This window comes from Mycobacterium fragae, from assembly GCF_002102185.1.
Taxonomy (GTDB): domain Bacteria; phylum Actinomycetota; class Actinomycetes; order Mycobacteriales; family Mycobacteriaceae; genus Mycobacterium; species Mycobacterium fragae.
In genome coordinates this window covers 101,703-127,394 of sequence record NZ_LQOW01000024.1, presented here as the reverse complement: position 1 = coordinate 127,394, position 25,692 = coordinate 101,703, and the positions used below count along the sequence as shown (strand labels likewise).

The window sequence follows — 25,692 nt, the reverse complement described above, 5'->3', positions numbered from 1 at the left end:
CCGTGCCGAGAAGCGATGACGACAGCTGGGAGATCACCGAGGGCGTAGGAGCGACGGCGCTCGGCGTGGCCGCGGCCCGCGCGGCGGAGACCGAAAGTGAGAATCCGCTGATCAGCGATCCGTTCGCGCGGGTGTTTCTGGACGCCGCCGGCGACGGCGTGTGGAACTGGTTCGGCAACCCCGAGGTGCCTCCCGAGATTGCCGAGGCCGCACCGGACGTGCCACTGCGAATGCAGGGCATGCGTGACTACATGGCTTCGCGGACAATGTTTTTCGACCAGTTCTTCCTGCAGGCCAACAACGCGGGTGTGCGCCAGGCGGTGATCCTGGCGGCGGGCCTGGACGCGCGGGCGTGGCGGTTGCCGTGGCTGGGCGGGACGACGGTCTTCGAGCTAGACCAACCCCAGGTGCTGCAGTTCAAGATGTCGACGTTGCAGGAGCGCCGCGCGCTGCCGAGGTGCAATCTGATCAACGTCGCGGTCGATCTGCGTCAGGACTGGCCGGCGGCGTTGCAGTATGCGGGCTTTGACACCTCGGCGCCGAGTGCGTGGACGGCCGAGGGACTGCTGCAGTTCCTGCCAGCCGCGGGTCAGGATCAGCTGTTCGAGCGCATCCATTCGCTGGTTGCCCCCGGCAGCCGGATCGCGGTCGAGGGGCTCGGCCCGGAGTTCAACAATCCCGAGGCGCGGGAGCGGCAGCGGGCGAACATGCAGCGCTACCGCGAGCTGGCGGCCAAGGTGGGACGCGGGGAGGACGAGATTCCCGACTTCGAGGAGCTGTGGTACTTCGAGGACCGCACCGACGTCGGCGACTGGTTGCGCTCGCACGGCTGGAATGTGTCGGTGCAAACGGCCGAGGAGATGATGGCCCGCTACGACCGCCATCCTCCGAAGGGCATCGAGGACGGGGTGCCGAAGAGCCTGTTCGTGTCGGCGGAGCGAACCTAGGCGATGTAGGCTCGCGGCAACACCGAGCAGTCGACGCAGGCCGCCGCCAACACGTCGCCAAGTTCCGGGCCGACAGGCGCGGAGAGCTTGAGCAACGCGCCTGCCGACGGCGCTTTCAACCCTCTCGCGTAGCTGTAGTTGAGTACCAGTTGGTAGATGTCCTCTTCGATATCGGTCCAGCCTGTGCGAATCCTCATCAACGTCAGGACGCCCAGCTCCTGACCGGCCGGGGTGAAGATCGGATGGTGCCATGCACTATCGGCCTTGAACCCGACGTGCGGCCGCATGACGGCAAGCACAGCGCCCGCGGCGTTCTCGAATCGCGCCGCGCCATCGGCGGGCACAATCTTTCCCAATACACGGTCTGAGTTGGTGATGGTGGTCGTGCCGGCCACGTCGATCCGCAAAGCCTCACCACTGACGGCCGAGACGTTGTACGTCGCCTTGCCGCCGTTCTTGAATCCAAGCAAAACGCCGAGGCCGCCCTTCTGCTGCGCGTGCGCCAACTCGACGCCAGTGGGAGTCGCTAACTGAACACGCAGCGCGTTGGAGATGGACCTGGACACCTTTGCGGCAACCACAGTTGCATCACCGAGGATCGGCACGGGCAAATAGTAGGCCTTGCGGTCGCGTCCCACGCGGACCCAGCGCGGTTCTCGTATGGTCGGTCTGTGCTGTTGGGGTTACTGCTGGCTCTTGGTTGCTCGCTGTGTTACGGCACGGCGTCGGTGTTGCAGGCGGTGGCGACGCGGTCGGTGGAAGCCGGCAGCGGCTCGGGTGTCGACGCGATGTTGCTGCTGCGCGCCGTCCGGCAGTGGCGCTACATCGCGGGCTTCGGCCTTGACGGCCTCGGCTTCCTGTTACAGGTGCTGGCGCTGCGCCTGGTACCGATCTACGTGGTCGCCGCGGCGTTAGCGGCCTCGATCGCCGTCACCGCGATCGTGGCCGCGTGGGTTCTGTCGGCGCAGCTGTCACCGACGGAGTGGACGGCCGTGGGTGTGGTGTGTGTAGGCCTGGCGATGCTCGGGCTTGCCGCCGGACCGGAGGGTTCCGGGCGCGGCCCGGCTGGACTCGGCTGGGCACTGCTGGGCGTGGCCGCCGCGGTGTTGATCGCGGGTGCGACGGCGGGCGGACTGGGCGACCGCTCGCGCGCTCTGGTCCTGGGGTTAGGGGCCGGGTGCGGCTTCGGTGTCGTCGAAGTCGCGGTGCGCCTGATCGATTCGATCGATCCGACGAAGGCGGCTTTCTACAGGAATCCCGGCCTGTATGCGGTGATCGCGGGCGGTGTGGCGGGGTTTCTGTTGTTGACGTCGGCGCTGAGCCGCGGGTCGGTGACGACGGCCGTCGCCGGAATGGTGGTGGGGGAAACGATCGGGCCCGCGCTCGTCGGGGTGGCGTGGCTGGGCGACCGTACCCGTTATGGCCTGGGCTGGATGGTCGTCGTGGGATTCGCCATCGCCGTCGTCGGAACGCTGGCGCTGGCCCGCTTCGGCGAAGCGCCCGCACCCGAAGTCACCTGAAAAGGCCGCGGGCACTGACGGCTATGCAGTAAGAGAGACTGCTATGCGGTCACGACAGGCGCTTGCCGCGCTGGTGGTAGGTTGCCTTCTGTTGACCGTGGGCCCGGTCGTGGCGCGTGCCGAGGAGCCCGCATTCGTGACGAACCCGGTGGCGCACGTCGACACGCTGATCGGCACAGGGTCGAGCGAGACGGGTGGTTCGATCAACAACTTTCCCGGCGCCGCGGTGCCGTTCGGGATGGTGCAGTATTCGCCGGACACCACCGACACCTACGCCGGCTACGACCACGACAACGACCGCTCGACCGGGTTCAGCATGACCCACGCGTCGGTGGGCTGTAATGCGTTCGGCGACATCCCAATGCTGCCGACGACGACGCCGATCGGCTCGCAGCCCTGGAGCGCCTGGGAGAAGATCGCCCACGACGACACCGAGGTGGGCGTTCCCGGTTACTACAAGGTGCAGTTCCCGGATACCGGAGTGACGGCCGAACTGACCGCCACCACCCGCACGGGTGTTGGCCGGTTCCGGTATCCGAGCGACGGGCGCCCCGCGTTGTTTCACGTGCGCACCGGCGGGTCGCTGGCGGGCAACTCGGCGGCGACCATTCGGATTGGCGACGACAACACGACGGTCACCGGTTCGGCGACGACGGGCGACTTCTGCGGCAAGGGCAACGTCTACACCGTGTATTTCGCGATGACGTTCAGCCGGCCGTTCATCTCCTACGGCACCTTCGAAGGCAATTCCGTCTATCCCGGTGCCCGCAGCGCGAATTCACAGTGGGCCGGAGGATGGGTCGAGTTTCCCGCCGGCTCGACGGTGGTGGCGCGTACCGGGCTGTCGTATGTGAGTGTCGACGCGGCGCGAGCGAACCTTGCCGCCGCGGGCGAAGGGAGCTTCGACGACGTTCGGGCGGCCGCTGTGGGTGAGTGGAATGCTGCGTTATCGCGTGTCGCGGTGGCCGGCAGCAATAGTGGCGATGTAAAGACCTTCTACACGTCGCTGTACCGGTCCTTGCTGCACCCCAACACGTTTAACGACGCGGATGGGCGCTACCTCGGATTCGACGGCAACGTCCACACCGTGGCCAAGGGGCATACCCAGTACGCCAATTTCTCCGACTGGGACACGTACCGTTGTCTTGCGGCCTTGCAGGCATTGCTTTTTCCGGAGCGAGCCAGTGATATGGCGCAGTCGTTGGTGAACGATGCCAGGCAGAGCGGGTCGTTGCCGCGTTGGGCGCTGGCGAATTCGGCGACCGGCGAGATGACCGGAGACAACGTGGTTCCGCTCATCGTCAACCTTTATACGTTCGGCGCGAAGGACTTTGACGTCAAAGCGGCGCTGTACTTCATGTTGAAGGCGGCTGTCGAGGGCGGTACTGGGCTCGGCGGTTACGTGGAGCGGCCGGGCATCGGCACCTATCTGCAGCATGGCTATGCGCCGCAGACCGAGGAGTTCCGTGGCGATCATGGGATCGACGGCGGTTCGATCACGCTGGAGTGGTCGATCGACGACTTCGCCATCTCGCGATTCGCCGACGCGCTGGGTGAGCATGCGATTGGCGCTGAGTTTCTGCGCCGGGCGCAGTATTGGCAGAACCTGTTCAATCCGTTGACGGGCTATATCACGCCGCGCACCGCGGAGGGTATTTTCCTTCCGTGGCCCGGATCATCTGGGCCCACATCGGATTTCGGGCAGGACGGGTTCGAGGAAAGCAACGCCGCGCAGTACACCTGGATGGTGCCGCATGACATCGCGGGGCTGGTGACCGCGATTGGTGGGCGTGAGGCGGCGGCCGAGCGGTTGGACCGGTTCACGGCGGAGGTCAATGCGGGCCCGGACGAGCCGATGCTGTGGCTCGGCAACGAGCCGGGCTTCGGGGTGCCGTGGCTGTATAACTACGTGGGTCAACCGTGGAAGACGCAGGAGACGGTTGACCGGGTGCGAAGGGAACTGTTCGGCCCAACGCCGGCTGGCGAGCCGGGCAATGACGACCTCGGCGCGCTGTCCAGCTGGTACGTCTGGGCGGCCCTCGGGATGTACCCAGTGACGCCTGGAACGGCAGTCCTCGCCGTGAACACGCCGTTGTTCGACCGCGCTCAGATCGCGCTGCCGGCAGGTAAATTCATCAGCATTTCCGCGCCGGGCGCATCGAGCGGCTTGAAGTACATCAATGGCCTCAGCATCGACGGCAAGCCCACCGATCGGACGTTTGTGCCGGACTCGATCATCCGCACCGGCGGCGATGTGGCGTTTTCGCTCTCCGCTGTCCCTAACCCGGTGTGGGGCACTGCCGAATCCTCGGCACCGCCCTCGTTCGGTGTGGGCAACTCGGCGTGACTGCTGGCGCCTTTCCCGCCCGGCGCCGCGATCCCGCCGCGCCTAGACGGATGGATGGATGGGGCGCCAAACCCGCAACCCAAGGATGTGGGCCTGTACCTGGGGCGACTCGCAACGATTCAGCAACGAAAAATGAATGTCCCTCGGCAACCAATCTGCGGATGAATCGCTTGGCATTCAACGGCTTTCATCGATTGAGACCATTCAATTGGCGCTGTAGAGAGCAAATCCGATGCTCAGGGCGGCAGTACCTGGCGATTGGCGGTGGCGTCAGTGCGTTGACAGCGGCGGTCGCGAGTGGTGTTTGCTGAACCAATTAGAGCGGTTGGATCGGCGCGCCATCGCCAAAGGGGGTATGGGTCTCGCTACCTTTGGAGCTTGTGTTGTTGGGCGAAAGCTTCCTGGAGCGCAACTCGTGGCTGCCGGGCGTTGTGGTCGCGATAGTCTTGTTCATTACCGGAACCGCTGTCACGCTATACCTGCGGCGACGAGACAAAGAATCGAAGACGTTTGACTATCGCGTGATTTCAGACCTGCCCATTTTGCTTGCACGCCCCGATAATGAACTCAAAGTCACCTACATGAACCACGAAGTTCAGAATCCACGGATGCTAAGAGTCAGATTCGTCAACACCGGAAAACAGGTCATCAAAGCCGCCGATTTTTTAAACCCATACTTCATAAGGTTAGAAGGCTCTCAACTCTTAAACACCGCCATCACCGAGATGTCTGCCGAGGATCTCGCCGATTTTGCCGCCGACGGGCAAAAAGGTTGGGTGCAGCTCACGATAAAAACGCTGAACCCCGGCGACAGCTTCACGGTTCAAATGATTGTTGACAATGAGGACTCGCCAAGCATATCGATTAGCGGCCGAATCGAGGGCGAAACACGCAAAACCGCTATCTACCCGACAAAGTCAGAGCTGACGCTCACCCGCGAATGGTTCAACATCGGCTTACTAGTCGGTCTAGCGTTCATGGTCTTGTCGGGGTTAACGTTCTTTGGGATCGGAAACAAGCCTCACCATCACCTTGCGGGAGCCATTGGCGTCAGTTCTGGCGTGGTAATCATCATTATCAGCGCGGCGTCTTGGCATCGATCAAGACAGCGTTTATTGGCAGGGTTAGGTCGCGACCAGCAAACGCAGAGTTGAACGTGTGCGACACGCACTTGTACCGGTAGCGTCGCTCTCATGGGGCATCGATTCATCTTGCGCTGTAAATCAATCCGCGACAGTCAAAGCGCGATTTGGGGCTGCATTCCCACTCAGCAGAGGACATTCTTCGGAAAAGCCGAGTGTGCAACGAGTAGCGGCCTCATCCGCTCGCCCCATCGCTTAACACGAATTCTGCCCCTCTCCGGAGTTTCTACCTGTAGCACAAGTCGATTCGGATCACGACCAAGGCGCGAGTATTGTTCCGCGTCAAGTACGCATACATAACTTGTGCCGCACACGAGAACAATGAAGACCGGGCCGGAGCGCTCAAGGAATTCGTCTTCTAGAAATTTTCTCTCATGTTTAGTGAAGCTAAAACGGAACGGTTCGAGATTTCGTGAAATGTACTTGATATACAAATAGCGATTATCTTCCTTTTCTCCATCTATGCCTACTAAAACTCGATAATACGGCTCTGGCCACATGCGCGATATAACTGGGCCGCGCCCGTCCTCGATTATCTGCAGCAGAGCCGCGCCGTGGTAAAGGTCTTGCCGGTCGATTTTCACGTTGCGCTCCTCCTCGCTGGTGCTCAAGATCCGCGACATTCGAGTGATCAACGCCAAGTATTTCGCATAAGCGCATGGATTGTGCAGGATTTAGTTCGATACGAACACACCTATGTTCGAGATGACTCCACCAAACCCGCGCTCTTTGCCACCATCGCGATCCACGGGCGTAGCTCGTCTAGGACGATTCGACGACCGCGATACGGGTGTCGCTTTCAGCGACCTTGACCTCGCCACCTAGTGCGGAAAGAGTCGCTATGAACCCAAGCAGGGAAGGCACCGCATTTCCGATCCATCGACCCAGTTCGGAACGGCTTGGCGGCTCGGACTTGGTGGTCAAGCTGAACCAGTCCGGGAAGCCCTGCAGTCGCGCGGCCTCATGAGGAGTCAATACACGTCTCTGTGTGGGGTGAATGAATCGCCCGCGACCGGGTGTAAGAAACCCGCCGGTGATGGTGGGGGCCGGTTGGTCGCGGTACATGCGTCCGTATGTGGCCTCATACGTGGTGCCGTCTTTGTGGCAGTCAGGCCTGATCGCATTTGGAAGGGTGTACTCGTCGTTGTCGAACAGCCAGTCGATTCGCTGACGATTCTGTTCGCTTAACTCAGGGACCGAGTTCATAACGTCCGAGCCGTCTACTGGCGTGCTTTCCAAGTCCTCAACCAACCACCAGACCGGCCTCGCGTCCCGCAGAAACAGTTTTTTCAATGTGTCAAGTGCTATTGGTTTTGTGTCGCGCGAGGCTACTAGGAAGAACCGCTTGCGCGTCTGGGGCCACCCGAACTGATCAGCCGCTAGCGTCCCCGAAGTCACGTAGTACCCGTTATCGCGCAACAGCGTCATCGTCGTCTGGACGACGCCGTTCCGGTCGCTCACCACGTTCGGCACGTTCTCCACTACGACGTGCCGCGCGCCGAGCGCCACGGCCGTGGCCGGCACCGTAAGGTACAGCAAATTCTTTGGGTCGTCATGCCGGGAACGGTTGTTCAGCGAGGAGTGTCCCTGGCACGGTGGACCCGCCAAGATCAAATCAGTGGCGCCGACAAGGCTCACTAGCCGTTCGTCGATGACAGTGGGTTCGTAAGCGAATCTGGCGTCATCCCCGGTACCGGACACTCGGTAGTCGATCGTGCTTCGGACCGAACCGGCAATCGTCTGCCGTGGTCGAAAATTGGAGCGGTAGACCTGAAGCGCGCGGGCGTCAACGTCAGCAGCGAGAAGGGGCATGCCGCGCATCCCGAGCGCGGCAATAGCCTCTGACGCACCCAGCGACAGTCCGCCCACCGACGAAAAAAGGTCGATAAACCGCAGCGGCTGACTATCGCGATCGGGTGGAGGCTTGGGTCCGCGGATATACGCACGCCACCATGAAGCGAACGGATCCGACCCCTCATCTCCAACCGTCAGATCGCGGGTATCTACGATCTCACGGTCGCCTACCGTGGCCACCCTGCAGACCTTCCCTTCCCCAGCCGTGTAGGCAATGCGAAGACCCACTTCGTGTTGGACTTGGAAAACACCGTCGGGAAAGGGCAGCATGCTGTGAACCTTAGCCGGCACCCCCGTCAGAATTGGACGACACGACGGCTTGAGCAGTCTCAAGGTCGAGGAGTTCGCGAGCCTGCTGCTGACCCAATACTTCGAACAAGACATTCGCGCGCACGCGTCGGAGGTTCTTCACAACTTCTCGCACCAGATCGGTCTTCAACTTGCCCGCAGCGACATCTGCCAAGATCTCGTGCGCCACGAGCGGCGCGTTGCCGTTGAGCGTCCTGAGGAGATGACTGCGCCAGACGTCGGATGCGCCGAAGCGCGCCAGCGCGAACGGGTCAGAGTCGTCAACTGCCTCGCCGCCGAGGAACGCGATGTGGGCGCGCTCGAACATTTTGTGGGGCAGGCATTCATGACTGATCGCGTTTGTCGCAGCACCGAAATTGGCAAGGCTTCCGTTTTCTCCGTAGCGCCATTGGACGATCTCGTACAGGCGGGCGGCGCAGTACCGCCAGAAGTCGCGGTCCGAGAGGATGCTCCCGGGGAGGTCGCGAAGCCGTTTGTAGAGCACCACTGAAAGCTCGCCCTCAACCTTGTCGCGAGCCGAATCGGACTTTGCTTTGAATGGGTCAAGGCCACGCCACCCATCGATAACGTCTTGGAGGGCTTCTTCAACAATGTCGAAGCAGTCATCGTCCGGGCCGCGGAGTTCGTGCTCAGGAGGGCAGTCGGGCAGAGTGCCCTCCCGTCGTCCGCGCACATACTCTTCGGTCTTCGGTCGCGACAAAACTGGGTAACCCATCATCAGTCCCTTAATGCCTCAAGCGTGAATTTGGTGGCTTCGAACTTAGCCTCTAGGAACGGTCGCACGTATTGTCCATCTTCGGCTCGTGAAAGAAGTTCCGAGAAACTGCACTCGAATTTCACGGCAAGGTTCCCCATGAAGCGATGCGCTGCGGGGTACGGCTCAAGATCAGCCTCGGTTAGAGGACGTCCCGGGACTTCGTCACGAATCTGACGAATGATCATCTGCGCCGTCATGTCGTAGGCAAGGATCGCCAGCTCTACTTCCTGCTGTCGCACAACGTGATCCGATTGGTTGTTAAGCATCCAATTAAGCACCGACGGCTCAACGTAGACGTGTACAGAATCAGAGAGGTCGTCGGCCGCGAGCAGGTCGTCGAACGCGACGAACCGCAGTACACCGTCGGGGAGGTTGTGCGTCTTGCGAACCTCCTCAGTGAGCTCCTCGGGACTAAAGCTGGTCTCTTGCTTTTCTGGACTGACTCTGAATACACGGCGAGCTAGCCAGGTGCCCGCCTGATGCGGTGTGAGCGGCGCAGGGGGAATCTGGTCAAGCAACACAACAGCTACCGTGACCGCATAACCGGCCCGGTCGTTGAGGATTAGCTCGGCCGTAGCGCGCTCCAGTGCAAATTCCTCGGGATACTCAGCACCCTCCGTCAAGCGTTCGTTGAGGAGGATGGTGCTCGCGCGGTGAGTGCTGCTGGTGACCATCACTACGAGCGCGCAGTTGGCAACTGGGATTGTCGTTTGCTCAACGGCCCAGCGAAGCTTCGTGGCGGGCGGCAGGAGCAGCTTGAACCTGGCGTTACTGAGCAAGTCCTCCGCCACGACAACTGCGCCGGCTTCGAACGGATCACCGCCGACTACCAACTGCACCGAATCAAGCTCGCCGTCGATGACGTCGATTTGGCTGAAGGGACGGATTGTTACCCGCTCGGAACGGGTGGCCGCTTTCTCTGCAGACCCGGGCGCCGTCACTGCTCGCTCCAGGAGTCCACGGTCACCACGGGTTGCACCGTCGTCGTCCAAAGGTTGGAGTAGGGCTCCGACGTGACGGAGAAGGTCGTCTTCTTAGTCTTTGTTATTGGACCCGACCATGCGCCGTCGCCGTCTTTCGTGAATCCGTGATCCTTTCCTTCCGGCGCGATGAGGACAGGAAGCGTCGCCCCATTTGGGTTCTCGTCCTCACTTACATGCAATTGGCAGCTTACGGTTACATCGCAGGTGGATTTCGGGGCATCGTCGGCAACACGGACGGTGAAGTCGGAGGTGACCTTCACTTGATCATCGCCAACGACGGACAGTGACGTGCCCTTCGGGAACTGCAATTCAATTGGTTCGCCCCCAGGGCCAGGCTTTGGTTTCGGGCCGCGCTTCTTACCCACGAATCCGCTCATCAGCTTCGCGAAGTGGCTCAGTGCGCGAGGAGTCCGTGGAGGCGGCGGTGCCACTTCCTTCGCCATCTTGGATACCGAGCGCCGGATCTTGTCCAGAACAGCCTGGGCTGTGAGGGTTGCCATTTCACTCACATCGGTTGAGGGGTCGGTTGACCATGCGTCATGACTTGACGGTTCTGTTTCCTGCAGCAGTTCGTTGCTCTTATCGCTGGCGACGAACACACCGCGCAGTGGAATTCGCTGTTTGTACTCCTGGTATCGAATGATCATTCGCGGGTTTCGCATAAGGGCGACAACGGCCGTTCCTTCGGCGGGTTCGCCGTCCATACCGATTGGGTCATCGGCCACGACGAGGCCTAGCCCACCGAGGTCTGAACCACCAGCGCGATTTGTGTTGCGCCAGATGCCCGATGCATATTGCTCCCGGTTGGGATCTTGTGGTTCCTGTTCTTTCTTAGCTATGCGGTACGGCGTTAGAAACTGTGCCACGACAGGCAGCATGGCCGGCCGTGGCGTCGTGACCCTGCTGTCTGGTGTCACGACTTCGACGTCGAACATGTGGTCCTCAAGGGCAGGCCACCACCAAATCGCTAACTGGTCAATCAACTCGCTGGGGTCAACGAGCGGATCGACGATCAAGAAGGAGGTACCAAGTTCGTTCAAGTTGTCGGGATTGCGGGGCCGAAAGCCGAGTCGCTCCGCTACCTCTTCAGCCTCGTCGTCCTCAAACGGATTGATCCGCTTGTCTTCGGTGCCTTCGCCGGCGAATATCGCTCGACCTCCGTAATGCTCGTCGTCCGCTTCGTGCGAGCGCCACCACGTGACGCCCAACAGTCGAGTGCGCGCGGGGTCCTGCTCGCTCGGCTCAAATGTCGTGTGGGCGACGATTACCTTGGCCTTGCTGACGCCGACAAGCGCGGCCTTGCCGAATCCGTACGAACCCCCGACGCCGCTGTCCTTCTCCGATCCGCCGACCTCAAGCATGGCTCGGAACATGATGCTGTCCCTTGTGTGGCTCGGGTGGCCGTATAACCCGTGGGTGGAGTAGTCCTCGACATACAGCAGGGTTAGTGGCACATCCGAATCCTCGAGGTGATCCAAGGCAGTTCCCGGGCCGACCGGGGGCTTCCTGAACGCGGCGCTGCCCCGGCGTTGGTTCAGAGCGCCGAGACCGAGGGATTCGATCATCGACGCCTTAGCCGTACCGGTCAGCTCTACGAATCGAAACACGACCCGGAGTTTCAGCTTGTCGGCGGGGTGATCCCGCTGAAACCGCCAGAACGCATCACTTGAGTTCTGCACCGCCTCACGTGCCAGAAAAGCGGTCGGCGACAGGTTGACCTGGTTGCGGAACATCTTCGTTAGGGTGCTGCCGTCAAGATCGCCCGTCGGGCTCATCGGCAACCAGACCCACGAGGCCGACGCCGTCGCCGTCTTACTGCTCGCCATTATTTCGTTTCGCTCCTAAATCCTTTGAACGCGGCACAATCCTTGGTCTGTGTACCACCATCACTTCAGTTTGAAGGCCGTTTCCCGCCCATTGGTGGCATCCGCGAACCGCGCCTTAAGCGCACGTACCTCACCGTCCAACGCCTTCACGATTTGCGTCACATCCGCATCGGTGTACTCGTAGTTCGACTTATTCGACAGGTTTCCAACCAGCCGAATCGCATTCATCGCCTTCGCAGTACGCGCCTCGGCAAGCGTGACGAACCGCTCCCGACGATCTCGCTCCATCTGCGCCACCTCCACATGTCCCATATATTGAGTATATTTGTCACACATACACACCGTACCACAGGCGCGGCTAGAACAACAATATTTGAGCCTATTTGTTGCCACATTGTACATATGTAGGCTCACCGAGCCGTCCGTCAGACTGAGTTCCGGCTGGTGGCAGCATGGACGTGATGGCTGAATCGTGGGCGTCGACTCCGCTAGTTCGACGCCGAATGCAGACCAACCGGCGCCGTGACACCGGTCCGGAGCTCGCCGTGCGTCGTGCCGTACATGCTCTCGGCTTGCGTTATCGAGTTGACACACGGCCGGTGCCTTCACTTAACCGCCGCGCCGATATGGTCTTCACCCGGTGGAAGGTCGCAGTGTTTGTGGATGGTTGTTTCTGGCACGGGTGCTCTTCTCACCACACCGTCTCGCGGACCAACTCCGAGTTTTGGGCAACGAAAGTCAAAATGAATATGGCGCGGGATGCCGAAACTGATCGCTTGTTGACGCAGGCTGGGTGGCTCGTGGTCAGGGTATGGGAACACGAACCGGCCAGTGAGGCGGCAGGACGCGTCCTCCAGGCAGTACGTCAGCGTGCAAGTGTCCGGACGTGAGTTCCTGGTGTGGCTATGCATACCAGCGTCGCGATTTGATGCTTGGCCTTAGCGTCCAACGACCGGAGTAAAGCTGAATGTCAGCGCATTGGCCGACGTCATTCTCGATTCAGGCGTCCCGGAGAATCGAGCGGAAGTCGTCGCGTGCCTGCAGCAATTCCTTTTGGATGCAGCCGCTGAACTCGGCTATCTCGCATGGCGCTACGCCGCTGTGCGACCGTCCCTCTCCGACTCTCGCAGCCGCTGCAGCGGCTGGCGGCCCAGCTCGCTGATCACGTCGCCTTCCGGCCGGTGACGATGTAAGGGTGTCGATCCGCTTGCAGCGTTGCAACACGATCGGGATACGTGCACGCTCGGGGGCGCACCCCGAGGAGCCTGGAGCTGAGCACGTCGTGGTCGCGGAAACCGCTCACCAACCCCAGACGTACGGTCGTTCCCGGCAGGTGTTGAGGTGCTTGAGGAGCGGGGCGCGGCGGAATGGCCGGGTCCTGCAGCGGGTTTGACTTAACTAATTGTTGCCGGCACACGGAGGAAGGGCATGGAAACCTGGGATGCGATCTGCGCGCGGCGCAATGTACGGCAGTACAGGTCGGAGCCGGTGTCAGACGACGACTTGAACCGTATCGCCGAGGCCGGATGGCGGGCGCCGTCGGCGAAAAACCGCCAGGCGTGGCACTTCGTCATCGTCACTGACCGGGCTCAGCTGCAGGAACTCTCGACGGTCTGGCAGGGCGCCGGTCACATTGCCTCGGCTGCAGCTGCGATCGTGTTCGTCATCCCCGAACCGCCGAGTGAACGCAGGAAGGTGACCGACCAGTACGACGTCGGTCAGGCCACGATGGCCATGATGATCGCGGCCACCGACCTCGGGATCGGCACCGGCCACTCCTCGGTGGGCGATCAGGACAAAGCCCGCGCCATCCTCGGCGTTCCGGACGACTACCTGGTGGCGTACATGCTCGGCGTCGGCTATCCCGCCGACCGCCCGCTCAAGCCGATCCGCAAACCGAATCGACGCCCCTTCGACGAGGTCGTCCATCACGGACATTGGTGATTTGGCGTCCAAACCTGCTGCGGCGCCATGCAATGCTGGCTGGGTGCCGCCTGTACCGACGACCTCATCCCGGGCAACCGTTGCCTGGAACATTGCCGGCTACCTGTGCTATGCGGGACTGGTCTTGGTCGGGCTGGGCGAAATCTGGTTTTCCATGTTCTTCGCCATGGCTACCGACGCCTGCCATGACTCGGCATGCGACGCCAGCTATCACGTATGGCCGGCCATGCTCACCATGTGGATCGGCGTCGGCGCGGTGTTGTTCGCGACCGGCGTGTGATTGTGGTCAATTCGGCTCGAGGCAAAATTGTGTTCGGCTGGCCATTCCTTGGCTTGCTCGGCCTCGGCATGGCCTATGTCATCGCCCTGAAGGTCTTGCACTGAGAGGATGTGATGATGGCTGACACCACCTTGGCAACTCACGAGCACAAGGGCGACTACGGGATCGACGGGTCGTTTCACACCGTCTCGGCGCGCGGACAGGCCATCGGTCTCGGCGTGGCAAGCGCCGCGTTGCTGGTGTGGTCGGGGATCAGCCTGGCCCGCGGTAAGCGCTTGCAGGCGGCGCTAACGAGCGCCTCGGCCGTCAATATCGTCGCCAACGCAGCCGTCTACATCTACGCCACACGCGTCGGCAAGTTCGTGGTCTGGAATCGGATCCTCGACGATCTGCGGCTACAAGGCGACGAAACCCTGCTGGACATGGGGTGCGGCCGCGGCGCGGTATTGCTGGCCGCGGCCAAGCGGCTGCCGCGCGGGCATGCTATCGGCGTCGACCTCTGGCGGGCCGACCAGACCGACAACTCACGGTCAGCAACCCTGGCCAATGCCGAACTGGAGAACGTCGCCGACCGGATCGAGCTACACACCGCCGATATGACCGCGCTGCCGTTCGACGACGACAGCGTCGACGCCGTCGTCAGTAACCTTGCTATTCATAACATTCCGAGACGTGCCGACAGGCGTCGAGCCCTTCCCGAGGCGATGCGCGTGCTGCGCCCCGGCGGTCGTCTCGCCATCGCTGACCTGTGGGAGACCCGCCAGCATGCCGCCCATCTTCGGGAGCAGGGCTGGCAGCACGTGCGACGCCGCAACCTCGGTTGGCGCATGTGGTACGGCGGCCCGTGGGTGTCGACTCGACTGGTCAGCGCGACCAAGCCGGGGACGTGAAAGTGCCGGTGCGGTGGCGGCACGGCGAGTCCGAACACATCCGCGCATACCTGTGAGCCGCAATGGCTTTCGCAGACCATTGAGCGAGGCTCGATCATCCCACAGATAACCGTTGCCGGGCCATGAAAGGATGGGTGCGGTGATTCTCGCCGTCGACCTCGGCAAGACGTCCTGCCGCGCCGCAGCAGGCGGCCGGAGGGCCGAGGGGGCGGGCGCGCCGGGGCTCGCAACGCCTGGCGGCGTGCGGGCCGCGGAGGCGGCGATCCTGGCCGTCGCGCGCGAGCTCGGCCCGGCCCACGAGGTGATCGTGGGCGCCGCCGGCGCACTGGCGGCGCCGGACGCGGCGCGCGCGCTGGGCGATGCGCTGCTGGCCTCGCTGCGGGCGGAGCGGGTCGCGGTGACCAGCGACGCCGTGATCGCGCACGCGGGCGCGCTGGACGGGCAGCCGGGCGTCGTGCTGATCGCGGGCACCGGCGTCGTGGCGCTTGGGATCGGCGCGGACGGCGCGCTGCGGACCGCCGACGGCTGGGGCCCGTGGCTGGGCGACGAGGGCGGCGGCGCGTGGATCGGCGCCGCCGGGCTGCGCGCGGCGCTGCACGCCCACGACGGTCGCGGCCGGTCCACGACGCTGCTCGACGTCGCGCGCGCCCGGTTCGGCGCGCCGGAGACCTGGTCCGCTCAGCTCACCAATGCCGCCGCGCTCGCGTCCTTCGCGCCCGATGTCCTGGCCGCCAATGACGCAGCGGCCCAAGCGATTATCAGCGCGGCCGCCGAGGCGCTCGCCGCTACCGCCCGCGCGGTCGGGGACGGTCCGGTGGCGATGGTCGGCGGACTGGCGGGGGCTGAGGCGCTGCGCGAGCGCCTCGATCTCGTCCCCGCCGTCGGCGACGCACTCGACGGCGCGCTGCGGCTGGGGCCGATCCATGAGCCGTACGTGATCCGCGTGCAGGCGGGCCCCAATGCCTTTGCGCCGCATGGACTCGACGCGCTCGGCACCGAGGCCGTGCGGCCAGACTTGGACGACCTCGACGCGCGGGCTATCGGTGAGGTCGTCGCGCTGCTCATCGCCGCCGAGGGCGAGGCGCACGCCGCGGTGGTGGCGGCGGTCCCGCGGATCGCGGCGGCGGCCGCGGCGATCGCCGCACGGCTCGAGCGCGGCGGACGTCTGATCTACGCCGGCGCCGGGACGTCCGGGCGGCTCGGTGTGCTCGACGCGGCCGAATGCGGGCCCACGTTTGGCACCGACCTCGTGCGCGGCGTGATCGCCGGCGGGCCGGCAGCGCTGACCGAGGCGATCGAGGGCGCGGAGGACGCGTTCGACCCCGCCGATCTCGCCGACCTGACCGAGGCCGACGCGCTCGTCGGGATCACAGCGTCGGGCCGCACGCCATACGTGCTCGGGGCGCTCGAGCATGCGCGCGCGGCGGGCGCGCTGACCGTCGCAATCGTCAACAACCCGGGCAGCGAGGCGTCTGCCGATGTGGTGATCGAGCTGCTGACGGGGCCCGAGGTGCTCGCCGGCTCCACGCGGCTGACCGCGGGGACGGCCCAGAAGGTCGTGCTCAACGCGCTCTCGACGAGCGTGATGATCGCGCTCGGTAAGGCGTACGGACCTTGGATGGTCGACGTGCGCGCCACTAGCGCGAAGCTGCGCCGCCGCGCGGTTCGGATCGTCTGCGACGCGGCCGGCGTCGACGAAGACACCGCGACCGCCGCGCTGGCCGCTGCGGACGGTCACGCCAAGACCGCGATCGTCGCGCTACTCGCGGACGTCGACGCTGCCGAGGCCGCCATCCGGCTCGACCGGGCCCGGGGACGCGTGCGCGACGCGATCAAGAAGCGATAACCGTGTTGGCGATTTCCAGCGCCAGCTGGTACGGCTCGGGCTCGTTCCGGTTGGTCAGCACGACCACCGTGATGTGCCGCTTCGGGTAGCGCACGATCACATTGCGGAAACCCACCGTCTCGCCGGAGTGCCAGAGCGTCTCGCCGGTGATGCGCCAGCCGTAGCCGTACTCGATCTCGGGATTGTCGGTGTGCGTCGCAGGTGTGAACGCCGCCTGTAAGGAGCTCGGACGCAGCAGACGCTCGTCGTACAGCGCTGCATCCCACTTCGCGAGATCGTCGATCGAAGAATATATTCCGCCGTCCCCGAGCACCGCGCTCGTCTGGTCTTGGTCCGTTTGATTCCAGCAGCCCGCCTCTTCCGTGTAGCCGAACGCGCGGTTATTCACCGTCGAAATACCTTTCTGGTGGGCCACGGTGTTTTTCATGCCGAGCGGTTGGAAGATGCGTTCACGCAGGAACATCGCGAAGGTCTTTCCCGACGCCCGCTCCACAATCAGTGCCAGCAATGCATAGCCGCTGTTGCTGTACCGATAGCCGGTGCCAGGGCGGAAGTGGGTGCGATCCTGCGTTTCCAGCAGCCGCAGGACATCCGCGTCGTGCAACTGCGCAGTGACGTTTTCCGGGATCAGATCCTCGTAATCGATGAGACCCGAAGTGTGCGTCAGCAGATGGCGAATCAGGACCGTCTCGTCGGCCTTCGGCAGCGAGGGCAACCACTCGCGGACGCGGTCATCGAGGCTGAGGCGGCCGTCCTCGGCCAGCAGCAGGATGCTCGCGGCGGTGAACTGCTTCGTGACCGATGCGAGCCGGTAGTTCGTCTCGGGCGTGGCCGGCGTGTTCGTTTCCAGTTCCGCGAGACCGTAACCTGCGCGCACGATCGGCTCACCGTCGCGCAGCACGAGCACGGCCGCGCCCGGCACGTCGCCCGTGTAGTTGCTCATCAACGCATCAACTTCCGGTTTCATCGCACAATCGCCCACAAGCGCAATATCCCCTCACTTGTGCGTAGCATCCCCGTATGAAAAGGACTTTCGTCGTTACATTCGCGGTCGGGTTGATCGTCGCGCTGTTCGGTCTGATCTGGGCACTCCAGGGATTCGGAGTGCTCGGTGGTAGCCCGATGAGCAACACCACGACCTGGTCCATCATCGGTCCGATCACGGTGGTGATCGGCATCGTGATCGCGCTATTCAGTTGGCGCAAACTGTCGTCGAAATAGTGCTCATGTCTCCGCCACGGTGAAGTCCACCGTGTGCCAGCCGGTGGCGCCGTCTGGGACCGGACCAACCCGCTCTGCCGTTTGGATAGCTCCGGTGTTGTCGGTGGCGCGCACGGTAATGGTGTGTTTCCCAGGGCTTTTCGCCTGCCAGGGAAAGCTCCACAACCGCCACGTCTGGTTGGAATAGCGCGCGCCCTGTTGCGCGGGCTGCCACACGCCATCGTCGATAAGGACTTCCACGGCCCGCACGCCACGATTCTGTGCCCACGCGACACCGCCAAACACGACGTTCCCCATCGGCACCCTCTGACCGCCTTTCGGCACGTCGATCCGCGACTCGGTCTTGATGGGTGCACGCGGTGCCCAGCCCTGGCGCGTCCAGTACGCCTGTGCTTTGTCGAAGCGAGTCAACTCAATCTCGACGACCCACTTGGTGGCCGACACGTACCCGTAGAGCCCGGGCACTACCAACCGGGCCGGGTAGCCATGTTCGATCGGCAGCGGCTGACCGTTGAGACCCACCGCCAGGAGCGCGTCGCGGCCGTCGGTGAGCGCCTGCACTGGCGTGCCGGCGGTGAACCCGTCGATCGACGTCGAGAGCACCATGTCGGCGTCCGCGTGCACGCCTGCCGCGGCCAGCAGATCAGCTACCCGGTAGCCTGTCCAGACGCCCGTCGAAATCAGGTTGCCTCCAACGGGATTCGACACACAGGTTAGCGTCGTCACCGTTTCTACGACGTCGAAGTGGGCCAGGTCGTCGAAGCTGTAGGTGGCTTCGCGGTCCACCATGCCGTGGATGCGCAGCCGCCAGTCGCCGCGGCCGAGTTGGGGGACCACGAGCGCGGTGTCCACCCGATAGAAGTCGGCGCTGGGGGTGATAAAGCTCGGCAGCGCAACGCCTTTTGGCTGCACATCAGGAGGTATGTGTGGCGCCGATGTGCGCGGACGGGGGAGAGCGAAGGCGTTGCGATCAGTGGCCACCGAATGCACCAAGCGCGTGACAACCGCACCCGCTACGCCACTCACTACTCCGAATCCGAGCAATCCGTATACGACCAACCGGCGTCTGCTGGCGTCCGGCTCGTCGTGATCGGCTCTGTCTTCCGGCCCGGCCCAGAACCGACGGGTCAGCAAGCGGAGGGTCGCTACGCCGCAGGCGGCGCCCGCGACGGTGGGGATGATGTCGAGTGCTGTCGCACCCTGCCGCGACAGCACTGCGATGCATCCCAAGACGCCCGCCGCGGCGATAACGGCGCTGCCGAGCGGACGGCGCTGAGTCTCGAGGGTCCCGGCGATTGCAGCGATCGTAGCGATCACGACGAGCACGACGACGCCCACAAAGAATTTGTCCAGAGAGCCCAGGGTCTGAATCGCCCACTCTTTGATTGGCCCCGGTGTCAGGTCGATGGCCACCGAGCCGATCGCAGTCCGCGCATCGGCTAGCGCGCCGAACGGGATGCCCACCAGCTGGGCTACTCCGAGCGCGACGGACGCGGCGGCGACCCCGGCGATCATCCGCGCATTGGACGGCGCGACAGCCATCGAACTACTGTATTCGCGTCCCCTCAACGACCGCAAACACCTTGCCGTGCAGGCGAACCGGCAGATCGGCGTGCGGCCGTAGCCGCGGCGCTACGGAAGCTCGCCTTGATGGCTTGGGCAGTAGACGTCCACTGATGCAATGACAAATCTGACCGCGGTGCGTCTAACGCGAGGGGCAAGTAGGCGTAAAGACGGATTGTCCCCATACACCCTGTTCATCTCCTCTTGTACTACGGACTGGACGGAGGCGCCGCCATCGAGCTCGCCACAAATTTCATGGGCTCGGTAGACGAGCCCCGGCACATTATCGATGGCGGGAATCTGTTCCTGTTGGAGCAGCGCCACAAACTGGTCATCCTGGCTTGGGTCGGCGCCTGCTGCGCCCGCGCAGATTATTGCGGCCGTCAACATCACCGAAGCGCTAACCAGCGCGTCTGCGACTCTGGTGATGCCGATGCGCACGGCAGGATTCCATTTCTTCGGTGTCACGGCTCGACACCTCATCGAATCGACATCAAGCGGTAACAGTGGAAGCGGCTTGCGCCTGCAATGATGGGTATCGTAACTGGTTGTAACCGTGAATCACCACTGGACTTTCGCGCAAACGAAGACGATGGCTACGCATAGGCGGCGAATACACGCTGAGTATGCGTTGGTCACCGCCTTGATAAGCATTGCCTTGAGCGTGGTCGGTACTGCGCAGTTGCCGGTCGGCATTGCGCTTACAGCATCGATCAAGCCAGCCCCGTTAGGGGAGATCGCGCCGACTCCACCTCAGATCCCAGCGCCGACGGTGAACCCGGTCGCGCCACCTGTCCCGGCGCCGCCACCTCGAGCAGAACAGCCGCTGTCCCCCCCACCACAGCAGCAGGCACCCGCACCGCAACCGGAGGGACCCGCACCACAACCGGAGGAACCCCCGCCACAACCGGAGGTGCCTCCTTCGCCGCCTCCGCCGCGGGGCCATGTCCAGCTCGCGCCGTGAGGCAACATCACTGAAAGTCGCTCGGAGCCGGGCACTTTGCATAGTGGTTCGGCATAGTGACCGGTGCTACAGAAGCGACATACACACCAATTGGCCGGCGCAGCAGCTCATTTCGTGTCGTCGACGAACAGCGCCATCGACGCGGTAAATCCGTACAGCGTTGCGGCCCGCGATCGGGCCGATCTCCCGGCGGCGAAGAAACCGGCGTGCGGATTACTGGCGAACTTTGGGAGCCGAGCGCGGGTTCCCGGACATTCTTCAGACCGTCACTGTTGCGACGGCGATCCCGACGGCTAGCCAGCGGTCGCGAACTTCATTGAGTTGATCGGGGGGTGCGGAAAGTAACAAGCCGAAGGCCGCTGGTGGATTGGCTTCGTCGCGGTAGTAGTCACGGTAGAACGGCATGCAACTGGCAAACCAGGAAAAGGCTTCGGGTTGGTCGGCGAGGATTAGGTGCGCATCGGTGATGTAAGTCAGGTAGGCGGGCGCAGGCGGTCTTCCGGTCGCAGTGTTAACCATCGTTTCTAGGTCACGCATGAAATCATCAAAGGCATGCGAATTGCGGCCGAACCAGGGCGGGAAATGCCAGGCCTCGGCGAAGGCCTCGAATAGGGCATCCAGCGTTTTGGTGTGCGACCCGTCGATTGTTCGAAGTTCGATACCTGCCGGCGCTACGACCGGCGAGGCCGCAGAGGGGTGGATACCGACGCAGGGCCCGTGATCACCGGCCTGTGAGACGAATTCGTTAAGGTTCACGGTTGTGCGCTATCGGATCCGGTGAAACGTGTCGTAATGGTCAGTGGTATACCACGCCGAACCGTCACTGCCGGTGATAATGCGTTCAGTATCGCGGTCCTGTCCCGGCACCCTGGGGTTGACATCCCACTCCTGGTAGGTGATCGGCTTGCCAGAAGCATCCGTGGTCGGTAAGGGATGCTGTCCGCTGGGCGTGACATTTCGGAATACCCCTCCGCCACTCGTGCCTGGCGCGTTGGCTGATCCGGGCCATTTCCCGGCATCGATCTGGTTGAGCGTGTCTTGGACGTTTTGCGGTATTGGCGGTTCGCCCGCGCCACCGCCGCCGGGCTCGCCTGGCGAAGCAGGCACTTCGCCGTCTATTGGTATGCCGAGTTGCCCTAGCCGGGCTCTGATCGCAGCCTGCCTCTCCAGAAGAGGAGCCTGCGAGGCGACGCAGGCGCTGTATTGCGCCGGCGGCAGCAGCCCGACGTTTTCGACGGCGCATCGAGCGTTCCACGCTCGTATCTCCGCATTCACTTCGGCCCATGCTGCGCGCGCTTCATCGGCTGTCATATTTTTCGGGTCGAGCGGCAACGGCGATGGCGGATCTTGCTTGTAGGTGCCATTGCCGAAGGCGCGCACGCCGGTCGGCGCGGCGACAGGCGCGGGGATTTGCGGGAAGCTATTGCCGACGCCGGCCACGGCCGCGGTGACCTTGGCCGCGACCTGAGCATCCAAGCCGACCAGCTGGGCGGCGCGCTGCCGGATATCGCCCGCAAAGGCTTGTGCTGCGGCTTGTCGGGCAACTCGCTGCGCGGCGGATCCACCGGTCATGCGATCGGTGACCGAAAGGTCTTCGCCCACCTGGAATCCCGCCGTGTGGGCGTCCTCGACGGCGTACCGGACTCGCGCGCGGGCCGCATCCAGATCCGAGGCCCCGCCGCGCGCAACGCTGGCCGCCGCCTGCAGCTGGTCGACGACGGCACTGGTGGTTTGCATGTCGGCATGCGTTGCGGTGCGCAGCGCCTCGGCCGCCTCACCCTGCCAGTCGGCCGACATCGCGTCCCGCCACACCTGGTGGGCCACCCCGTAGCTTCGCTCGCCGACGGCCTCCCAATGATCGGCGGCCTCAGTGAGGTGCTCGGTGGGCCAGTCCAACAGCGCCGACAGGCCAGGAACCCCCGTGACCGCCGGCATCGCTACAGGCTGATCACCGGCAGAGCCACAGCAGCCAGCTCGCTCGCCGAAGCAGCTTCCTGGGCGAGATAGCAGCTATCGGCCTGGGCGACGCCCGTGGCGTGAACACCCATTCGTGCCGCCAGCCCGGCGGCGAACGCCGCGACATCACCATGGGCGGCGTTCACTGCGGCCGCACTGACCTGACACGACAACCCCAGCTCTGGCGGAGCTACCGTCGCGTCAAGCTCACCCGCCGACGCACCCCAGCGGGCAGCCATCGCCTGCACACCAGCGGTATCCACACGCAACATCTGCTGCACGGGCGAAAGTGTAGGCAAACCCATCACTCACTAACCAGTCACCGCAAGTACCGTCGGTCGCCCGGCTCGTTCTGAAAGTCGCTACGAGGCGGGCATTTCGGATGGTGGTTCGGCTGCATGACTCCCGTGACAGACGTGACGCTCACGCCACCACGCCGCACTAATAGCTCACTCCACAAACAGCGCCATCGACGCGGTAAACCCGTGCAACGCATTGCGTCCCGCTATCGGGCCGATCTCCCCGGCGGCGAAGAAACCGGCCAGCGGAATCCCGCCCAGCAGGTCTGAGATCGTCGACGCGTCGTGGTCGGCGACCCCGAACATCCGCCGCCCTCGCGCGTTGCAGGTGAACAACAACGCGCCCACCGGACGCCCGGGCAGCGCCGCCGAAGCCCGCTCCAAAGCCAGTCGCAAGTCCTTAGAAGCCCCCGCCGCGTCACGAACCTGGAACTGCACGGTCGCGCCGACCTCGACAATCTCGCCGACCTCAATCGCCCCGCTCGACGGGTCGGCGCCCAGCAGCCCGCGAATCATGAAGTCGCCCTGGCCCGGAGTCGCCAGGTGCTCGTCGACCACGATCCCGATCTGCAGCCCGCGGCTGACCATCTCCTGCTCGTCGCGCGGCAGCCCCTCGACGATCTCCCGCAGCCGCACCAGCGGCGGCCGACCGCCCAGCTCGGTGATCACGTTGTCTTCCGCGCCGGTGACGACATAGGGGTAGCCGATCGGCCGGCAACCCTGCGACACGATCGGCACACCGTGCACGCGGGGCAGGTGCACGCCGACCAGCCCGGAGCTGAGCACGTCGTGGTCGCGGAACAGTCGGGTGTCGCCCGCTCCTCGCCCACCGCTCACCAGGCCGCCCGCGACCGTCGTTCCCGGCATATCGGTGTTGAGGTGCTCGATGAGCAGCTCCGACGGGAACGTGTACGGGTCCGGCAGCAGCAGGTGCAGATCGTCCGCGCTTTGGTCGAACCGGTATCCCGTGAGCAGTCCACCCGAGCCGGTGCGCACGAATTCCAGTTGGAACGTCTCGGCAGCCAGGCCTGACGCCAGCCATACCGCCACCGCGGGCCCGTCCTCGATCTCACGGCGGCCGGCGACAATCGCCTGGGCGATGCATCCGATCAGCGCGGGCGGCTCGACCGCAGCCTGCACCGCCTTGAGGATGTCCACAGCCTTGTCGGTGTGGGCTCGCGATCCGAGCAGCACGGCCAGCGACGGCGCCTCACCCGCGAGCTCGTCGCGTGCCTGCGCCGCAGCCTCCACCGCGCCCTGCCGCCCGTCGGGCACCGTGGACACTCCGACTGCAATCCGCACCCTTCCATCATGCGCCGCCCGGGGCCCGACCAAACTGATCCTCATGCAGATCCCGTTCGCCGACGCGATGCTGGGCCGCCTCGGCCGCCGCGAGGCCGGTCTCGAACTGATCGAGGAGATCGAGTACGAGGCGGTCGAGACCCCCGACGCGGCCGACCTGACATCGGCCGAGCCGGCCCTGCTGCTGCAACGAATGGAAAACCGGCTCATCCGGCACCACCTCGCTAACCCCGAGGTGTTGAGCAGCGATGAGCTGCGCAAGCTGCGCTACATCCTCAACTTCGCCAGGCTCGCCGACTTCGAACCCGGGGCCGCGGGCCCAGGCGGACGCCGCGGGCGAGGAGACGTCTCGGTCGGCGCCGAAATCGGGCCGTGGCGCTCCCGGGTCGCCGACGCTCTGTACGGGCCATTGCGCGAGGAGCCGGATCAGGTCACTGCTCTGACGACAGCGCGAGAAGCGCTGACGACGCTGGCCGCCGACCAGGACGATCAGCGGCAAGTGCTGATCCAACGCCACGGAAATGACTTCTCTCCAACGGAACTGGACGCCGAGGTCGGCTACAAGAAGCTCGTGACGGTGCTCGGCGGTGGCGGGGGAGCGGGTTTCGTCTACATCGGCGGCATGGCGCGGCTGCTGGAGGCCGGGCACGTGCCGGACTACATGATCGGCTCGTCGTTCGGGTCGATCTTGGGCAGCCTCGTGAGCCGCGAATTGCCGGTGCCGATCGAGGAATACATCGCGTGGGCGAAGACGGTGTCATACCGGGCCATCCTCGGGCCCGAGCGGCTGCGCCGCCGCCATGGGCTGGCAGGTATGTTCGCGCTGCGCTTCGACCAGTTCGCCGGCGCCATGCTCCGCCGCGCGGACGGCCAACGGATGCGTATGTCGGACTTGGCAATTCCGTTCGACGTCGTCGTGGCCGGTGTGCGCAAACAGCCCTATTCTGCGCTGCCGTCAAGGTTTCGCCGTCCGGAATTGGCGGCGCTGCAATTGCGCTCGCTTCCGTTTCGGCCGATCGGCATCGGCCCGCTGGTGGCCGCTCGGATGTGGCAGGTAGCCGCCTTCATCGACTTGCGCGTTGTCAAGCCGATCATCATCGGCGGCGACGACCCAGCCCGCGACTTCGACGTCGTCGACGCGGCGTCGTTCTCGTCGGCGATTCCGGTGTGCTGCACCACGAAACGACCGACCGGCGGATGATCCCTCTGCTCGACGCGCTATGCGAAGAAAAGGACGTCGCCGCCCTCGTCGACGGCGGGACCGCGAGCAATGTGCCGGTCGAACTGGCGTGGAAGCGAGTCCGCGACGGCAGGCTGGGCACGCGCAATGCCTGCTATTTGGCCTTCGATTGCTTTCACCCGCAATGGGATCCGCGGCATCTGTGGCTGGTGCCGATCACGCAGGCGGTCCAGTTGCAGATGATGCGCAACGTGCCCTACGCCGATCATCTTGTGCGGTTCGAGCCGACGCTGTCGCCGGCCAACCTGGCGCCCTCCGTGGCCGCCATCGATCGTGCGAGTCGATGGGGCCGCAAGAGCATCGAGGCGGCGATCCCGGTGACGTCGGCGTTGTTGGAGCCGACGTGGTGGGAAGGCGATTGCCCGCCTGCTGGTGAACCCACGCCGCGGGCCAAGTCGGTGGCCTCGCCGATGAGCGCGGTAATGGCGGCGATGCAGGTGCCGACCAGTCGCTTTGCGCGCTGGCGAAACCGCCGCCTGACGTGACGGCGTTGAGGTCTATT

General features: G+C 64.0%; 22 protein-coding genes and 5 pseudogenes. 12 read left to right on the top strand and 15 right to left on the bottom strand.

The genetic code is table 11. The features are described 5' to 3' along the window. Positions 1-2: 2 nt before the first annotated feature. A complete protein-coding gene (locus AWC06_RS11530; RefSeq protein WP_085197441.1) occupies positions 3-947 on the top strand; it encodes a class I SAM-dependent methyltransferase in 945 nt (314 codons plus the stop codon). On the opposite strand, the gene AWC06_RS11525 is transcribed toward AWC06_RS11530, so the two are convergent. Continuing rightward, a complete protein-coding gene (locus AWC06_RS11525) occupies positions 944-1,552 on the bottom strand; it encodes a hypothetical protein (RefSeq protein ID WP_139820019.1) in 609 nt (202 codons plus the stop codon). The genes AWC06_RS11530 and AWC06_RS11525 overlap by 4 nt on opposite strands. Positions 1,553-1,618: 66 nt before the next feature. On the opposite strand from AWC06_RS11525, the gene AWC06_RS11520 reads away from it, so the two are divergent. From AWC06_RS11520 to AWC06_RS11510, 3 genes and pseudogenes are all read left to right on the top strand, one after another. Next, entirely contained in the window at positions 1,619-2,467 is an 849-nt protein-coding gene (locus AWC06_RS11520; protein WP_085197437.1) for a DMT family transporter, read from the top strand. 43 nt (positions 2,468-2,510) lie between these two features. Continuing rightward, positions 2,511-4,811: pseudogene (locus AWC06_RS11515) on the top strand (GH92 family glycosyl hydrolase); the annotation flags it as partial. Positions 4,812-5,194: 383 nt separating this feature from the next. Further along, on the top strand, positions 5,195-5,968 hold the full coding sequence (locus AWC06_RS11510; RefSeq protein ID WP_085197433.1) for a hypothetical protein: 774 nt from the start codon (positions 5,195-5,197) through the stop codon (positions 5,966-5,968). Between the two features lie 113 nt (positions 5,969-6,081). On the opposite strand, the gene AWC06_RS22995 is transcribed toward AWC06_RS11510, so the two are convergent. The 6 genes from AWC06_RS22995 to AWC06_RS11485 all read right to left on the bottom strand — a co-directional run bounded on the left by AWC06_RS22995 (position 6,082) and on the right by AWC06_RS11485 (position 11,997). Next, entirely contained in the window at positions 6,082-6,540 is a 459-nt protein-coding gene (locus tag AWC06_RS22995) for a hypothetical protein (protein WP_139820018.1), read from the bottom strand. 178 nt (positions 6,541-6,718) lie between these two features. Next, positions 6,719-8,080 carry a DNA cytosine methyltransferase gene (locus tag AWC06_RS11505; protein ID WP_169715338.1) on the bottom strand — a complete coding sequence of 454 codons (1,362 nt, stop codon included), beginning with the start codon at positions 8,078-8,080 and terminating at the stop codon, positions 6,719-6,721. A gap of 10 nt (positions 8,081-8,090) precedes the next feature. Beyond that, positions 8,091-8,834 (bottom strand): DUF6339 family protein, encoded by a 744-nt coding sequence (locus tag AWC06_RS11500; protein ID WP_085197429.1) that lies wholly within the window; start codon positions 8,832-8,834, stop codon positions 8,091-8,093. Positions 8,835-8,836: 2 nt separating this feature from the next. After that, the gene (locus AWC06_RS11495; RefSeq protein WP_085197427.1) at positions 8,837-9,817 is read right to left on the bottom strand and encodes a hypothetical protein; all 981 of its coding nucleotides are present in this window, start codon (positions 9,815-9,817) and stop codon (positions 8,837-8,839) included. Beyond that, entirely contained in the window at positions 9,814-11,685 is a 1,872-nt protein-coding gene (locus AWC06_RS11490) for a hypothetical protein (RefSeq protein ID WP_139820017.1), read from the bottom strand. The genes AWC06_RS11495 and AWC06_RS11490 overlap by 4 nt, the downstream gene beginning before the upstream one ends. Before the next feature lie 60 nt (positions 11,686-11,745). After that, the gene (locus tag AWC06_RS11485) at positions 11,746-11,997 is read right to left on the bottom strand and encodes a hypothetical protein (protein ID WP_211281953.1); all 252 of its coding nucleotides are present in this window, start codon (positions 11,995-11,997) and stop codon (positions 11,746-11,748) included. A gap of 140 nt (positions 11,998-12,137) precedes the next feature. Here AWC06_RS11485 and AWC06_RS11480 point away from each other — a divergent pair, with 140 nt between their 5' ends. From AWC06_RS11480 to murQ, 6 genes and pseudogenes are all read left to right on the top strand, one after another. Continuing rightward, positions 12,138-12,575, top strand: coding sequence for a very short patch repair endonuclease (locus AWC06_RS11480; protein WP_308066114.1), 438 nt, complete (start codon positions 12,138-12,140; stop codon positions 12,573-12,575). A gap of 538 nt (positions 12,576-13,113) precedes the next feature. Beyond that, the gene (locus tag AWC06_RS11475) at positions 13,114-13,629 is read left to right on the top strand and encodes a nitroreductase family protein (protein ID WP_085197421.1); all 516 of its coding nucleotides are present in this window, start codon (positions 13,114-13,116) and stop codon (positions 13,627-13,629) included. A 43-nt stretch (positions 13,630-13,672) separates the two neighbouring features. Then, positions 13,673-14,013: pseudogene (locus AWC06_RS11470) on the top strand (hypothetical protein). 12 nt (positions 14,014-14,025) lie between these two features. Beyond that, a complete protein-coding gene (locus AWC06_RS11465; protein WP_139820016.1) occupies positions 14,026-14,799 on the top strand; it encodes a class I SAM-dependent methyltransferase in 774 nt (257 codons plus the stop codon). 130 nt (positions 14,800-14,929) lie between these two features. After that, a pseudogene (locus AWC06_RS23885) lies at positions 14,930-15,652 on the top strand (BadF/BadG/BcrA/BcrD ATPase family protein); the annotation flags it as partial. A 90-nt stretch (positions 15,653-15,742) separates the two neighbouring features. Further along, complete coding sequence (gene murQ, locus AWC06_RS23880) at positions 15,743-16,645, top strand: N-acetylmuramic acid 6-phosphate etherase (RefSeq protein ID WP_372458063.1); 903 nt, start codon at positions 15,743-15,745, stop codon at positions 16,643-16,645. Here the strand turns inward: murQ and AWC06_RS11455 are convergent. After that, the gene (locus AWC06_RS11455) at positions 16,632-17,588 is read right to left on the bottom strand and encodes a serine hydrolase domain-containing protein (RefSeq protein WP_211281952.1); all 957 of its coding nucleotides are present in this window, start codon (positions 17,586-17,588) and stop codon (positions 16,632-16,634) included. The genes murQ and AWC06_RS11455 overlap by 14 nt on opposite strands. A gap of 77 nt (positions 17,589-17,665) precedes the next feature. On the opposite strand from AWC06_RS11455, the gene AWC06_RS11450 reads away from it, so the two are divergent. Continuing rightward, complete coding sequence (locus AWC06_RS11450; RefSeq protein ID WP_085197415.1) at positions 17,666-17,866, top strand: hypothetical protein; 201 nt, start codon at positions 17,666-17,668, stop codon at positions 17,864-17,866. Positions 17,867-17,869: 3 nt separating this feature from the next. Here AWC06_RS11450 and AWC06_RS11445 read toward each other — a convergent pair whose 3' ends face one another. The 7 genes and pseudogenes from AWC06_RS11445 to AWC06_RS11420 form a co-directional block, all read right to left on the bottom strand. Beyond that, positions 17,870-19,408 carry a molybdopterin-dependent oxidoreductase gene (locus AWC06_RS11445; protein ID WP_169715337.1) on the bottom strand — a complete coding sequence of 513 codons (1,539 nt, stop codon included), beginning with the start codon at positions 19,406-19,408 and terminating at the stop codon, positions 17,870-17,872. 90 nt (positions 19,409-19,498) lie between these two features. After that, complete coding sequence (locus AWC06_RS11440; protein ID WP_169715336.1) at positions 19,499-19,897, bottom strand: DUF732 domain-containing protein; 399 nt, start codon at positions 19,895-19,897, stop codon at positions 19,499-19,501. A 603-nt stretch (positions 19,898-20,500) separates the two neighbouring features. Beyond that, positions 20,501-20,605: pseudogene (locus AWC06_RS23970) on the bottom strand (hypothetical protein); the annotation flags it as partial. 46 nt (positions 20,606-20,651) lie between these two features. Next, the gene (locus tag AWC06_RS11435; RefSeq protein ID WP_085197409.1) at positions 20,652-21,149 is read right to left on the bottom strand and encodes a barstar family protein; all 498 of its coding nucleotides are present in this window, start codon (positions 21,147-21,149) and stop codon (positions 20,652-20,654) included. A gap of 9 nt (positions 21,150-21,158) precedes the next feature. After that, the gene (locus AWC06_RS23875; protein WP_085197407.1) at positions 21,159-22,328 is read right to left on the bottom strand and encodes a ribonuclease domain-containing protein; all 1,170 of its coding nucleotides are present in this window, start codon (positions 22,326-22,328) and stop codon (positions 21,159-21,161) included. A 2-nt stretch (positions 22,329-22,330) separates the two neighbouring features. Beyond that, positions 22,331-22,621 (bottom strand): hypothetical protein, encoded by a 291-nt coding sequence (locus AWC06_RS23405; protein WP_227371034.1) that lies wholly within the window; start codon positions 22,619-22,621, stop codon positions 22,331-22,333. A 177-nt stretch (positions 22,622-22,798) separates the two neighbouring features. Beyond that, complete coding sequence (locus AWC06_RS11420; protein WP_085198021.1) at positions 22,799-23,950, bottom strand: FIST signal transduction protein; 1,152 nt, start codon at positions 23,948-23,950, stop codon at positions 22,799-22,801. 43 nt (positions 23,951-23,993) lie between these two features. Between AWC06_RS11420 and AWC06_RS11415 the strand changes: the two are divergent. Then, positions 23,994-25,675, top strand: a pseudogene (locus AWC06_RS11415) (patatin-like phospholipase family protein). The last annotated feature ends 17 nt before the right edge of the window (positions 25,676-25,692 follow it).

Bases quoted from the DNA above. Each gene is read 5' to 3' on its own strand.
- AWC06_RS11500 (WP_085197429.1), bottom strand. From the start codon at position 8,834: ATGGGTTACCCAGTTTTGTCGCGACCGAAGACCGAAGAGTATGTGCGC.
- AWC06_RS11465 (WP_139820016.1), top strand. From the start codon at position 14,026: ATGGCTGACACCACCTTGGCAACTCACGAGCACAAGGGCGACTACGGG.
- AWC06_RS11485 (WP_211281953.1), bottom strand. From the start codon at position 11,997: ATGGGACATGTGGAGGTGGCGCAGATGGAGCGAGATCGTCGGGAGCGG.
- AWC06_RS11455 (WP_211281952.1), bottom strand. From the start codon at position 17,588: ATGAGCAACTACACGGGCGACGTGCCGGGCGCGGCCGTGCTCGTGCTG.
- AWC06_RS23875 (WP_085197407.1), bottom strand. From the start codon at position 22,328: ATGCCGGCGGTCACGGGGGTTCCTGGCCTGTCGGCGCTGTTGGACTGG.
- AWC06_RS11475 (WP_085197421.1), top strand. From the start codon at position 13,114: ATGGAAACCTGGGATGCGATCTGCGCGCGGCGCAATGTACGGCAGTAC.
- AWC06_RS11450 (WP_085197415.1), top strand. From the start codon at position 17,666: ATGAAAAGGACTTTCGTCGTTACATTCGCGGTCGGGTTGATCGTCGCG.
- AWC06_RS11490 (WP_139820017.1), bottom strand. From the start codon at position 11,685: ATGGCGAGCAGTAAGACGGCGACGGCGTCGGCCTCGTGGGTCTGGTTG.
- AWC06_RS11480 (WP_308066114.1), top strand. From the start codon at position 12,138: ATGGACGTGATGGCTGAATCGTGGGCGTCGACTCCGCTAGTTCGACGC.
- AWC06_RS23405 (WP_227371034.1), bottom strand. From the start codon at position 22,621: ATGTTGCGTGTGGATACCGCTGGTGTGCAGGCGATGGCTGCCCGCTGG.
- AWC06_RS11445 (WP_169715337.1), bottom strand. From the start codon at position 19,408: ATGGCTGTCGCGCCGTCCAATGCGCGGATGATCGCCGGGGTCGCCGCC.
- AWC06_RS11505 (WP_169715338.1), bottom strand. From the start codon at position 8,080: ATGCTGCCCTTTCCCGACGGTGTTTTCCAAGTCCAACACGAAGTGGGT.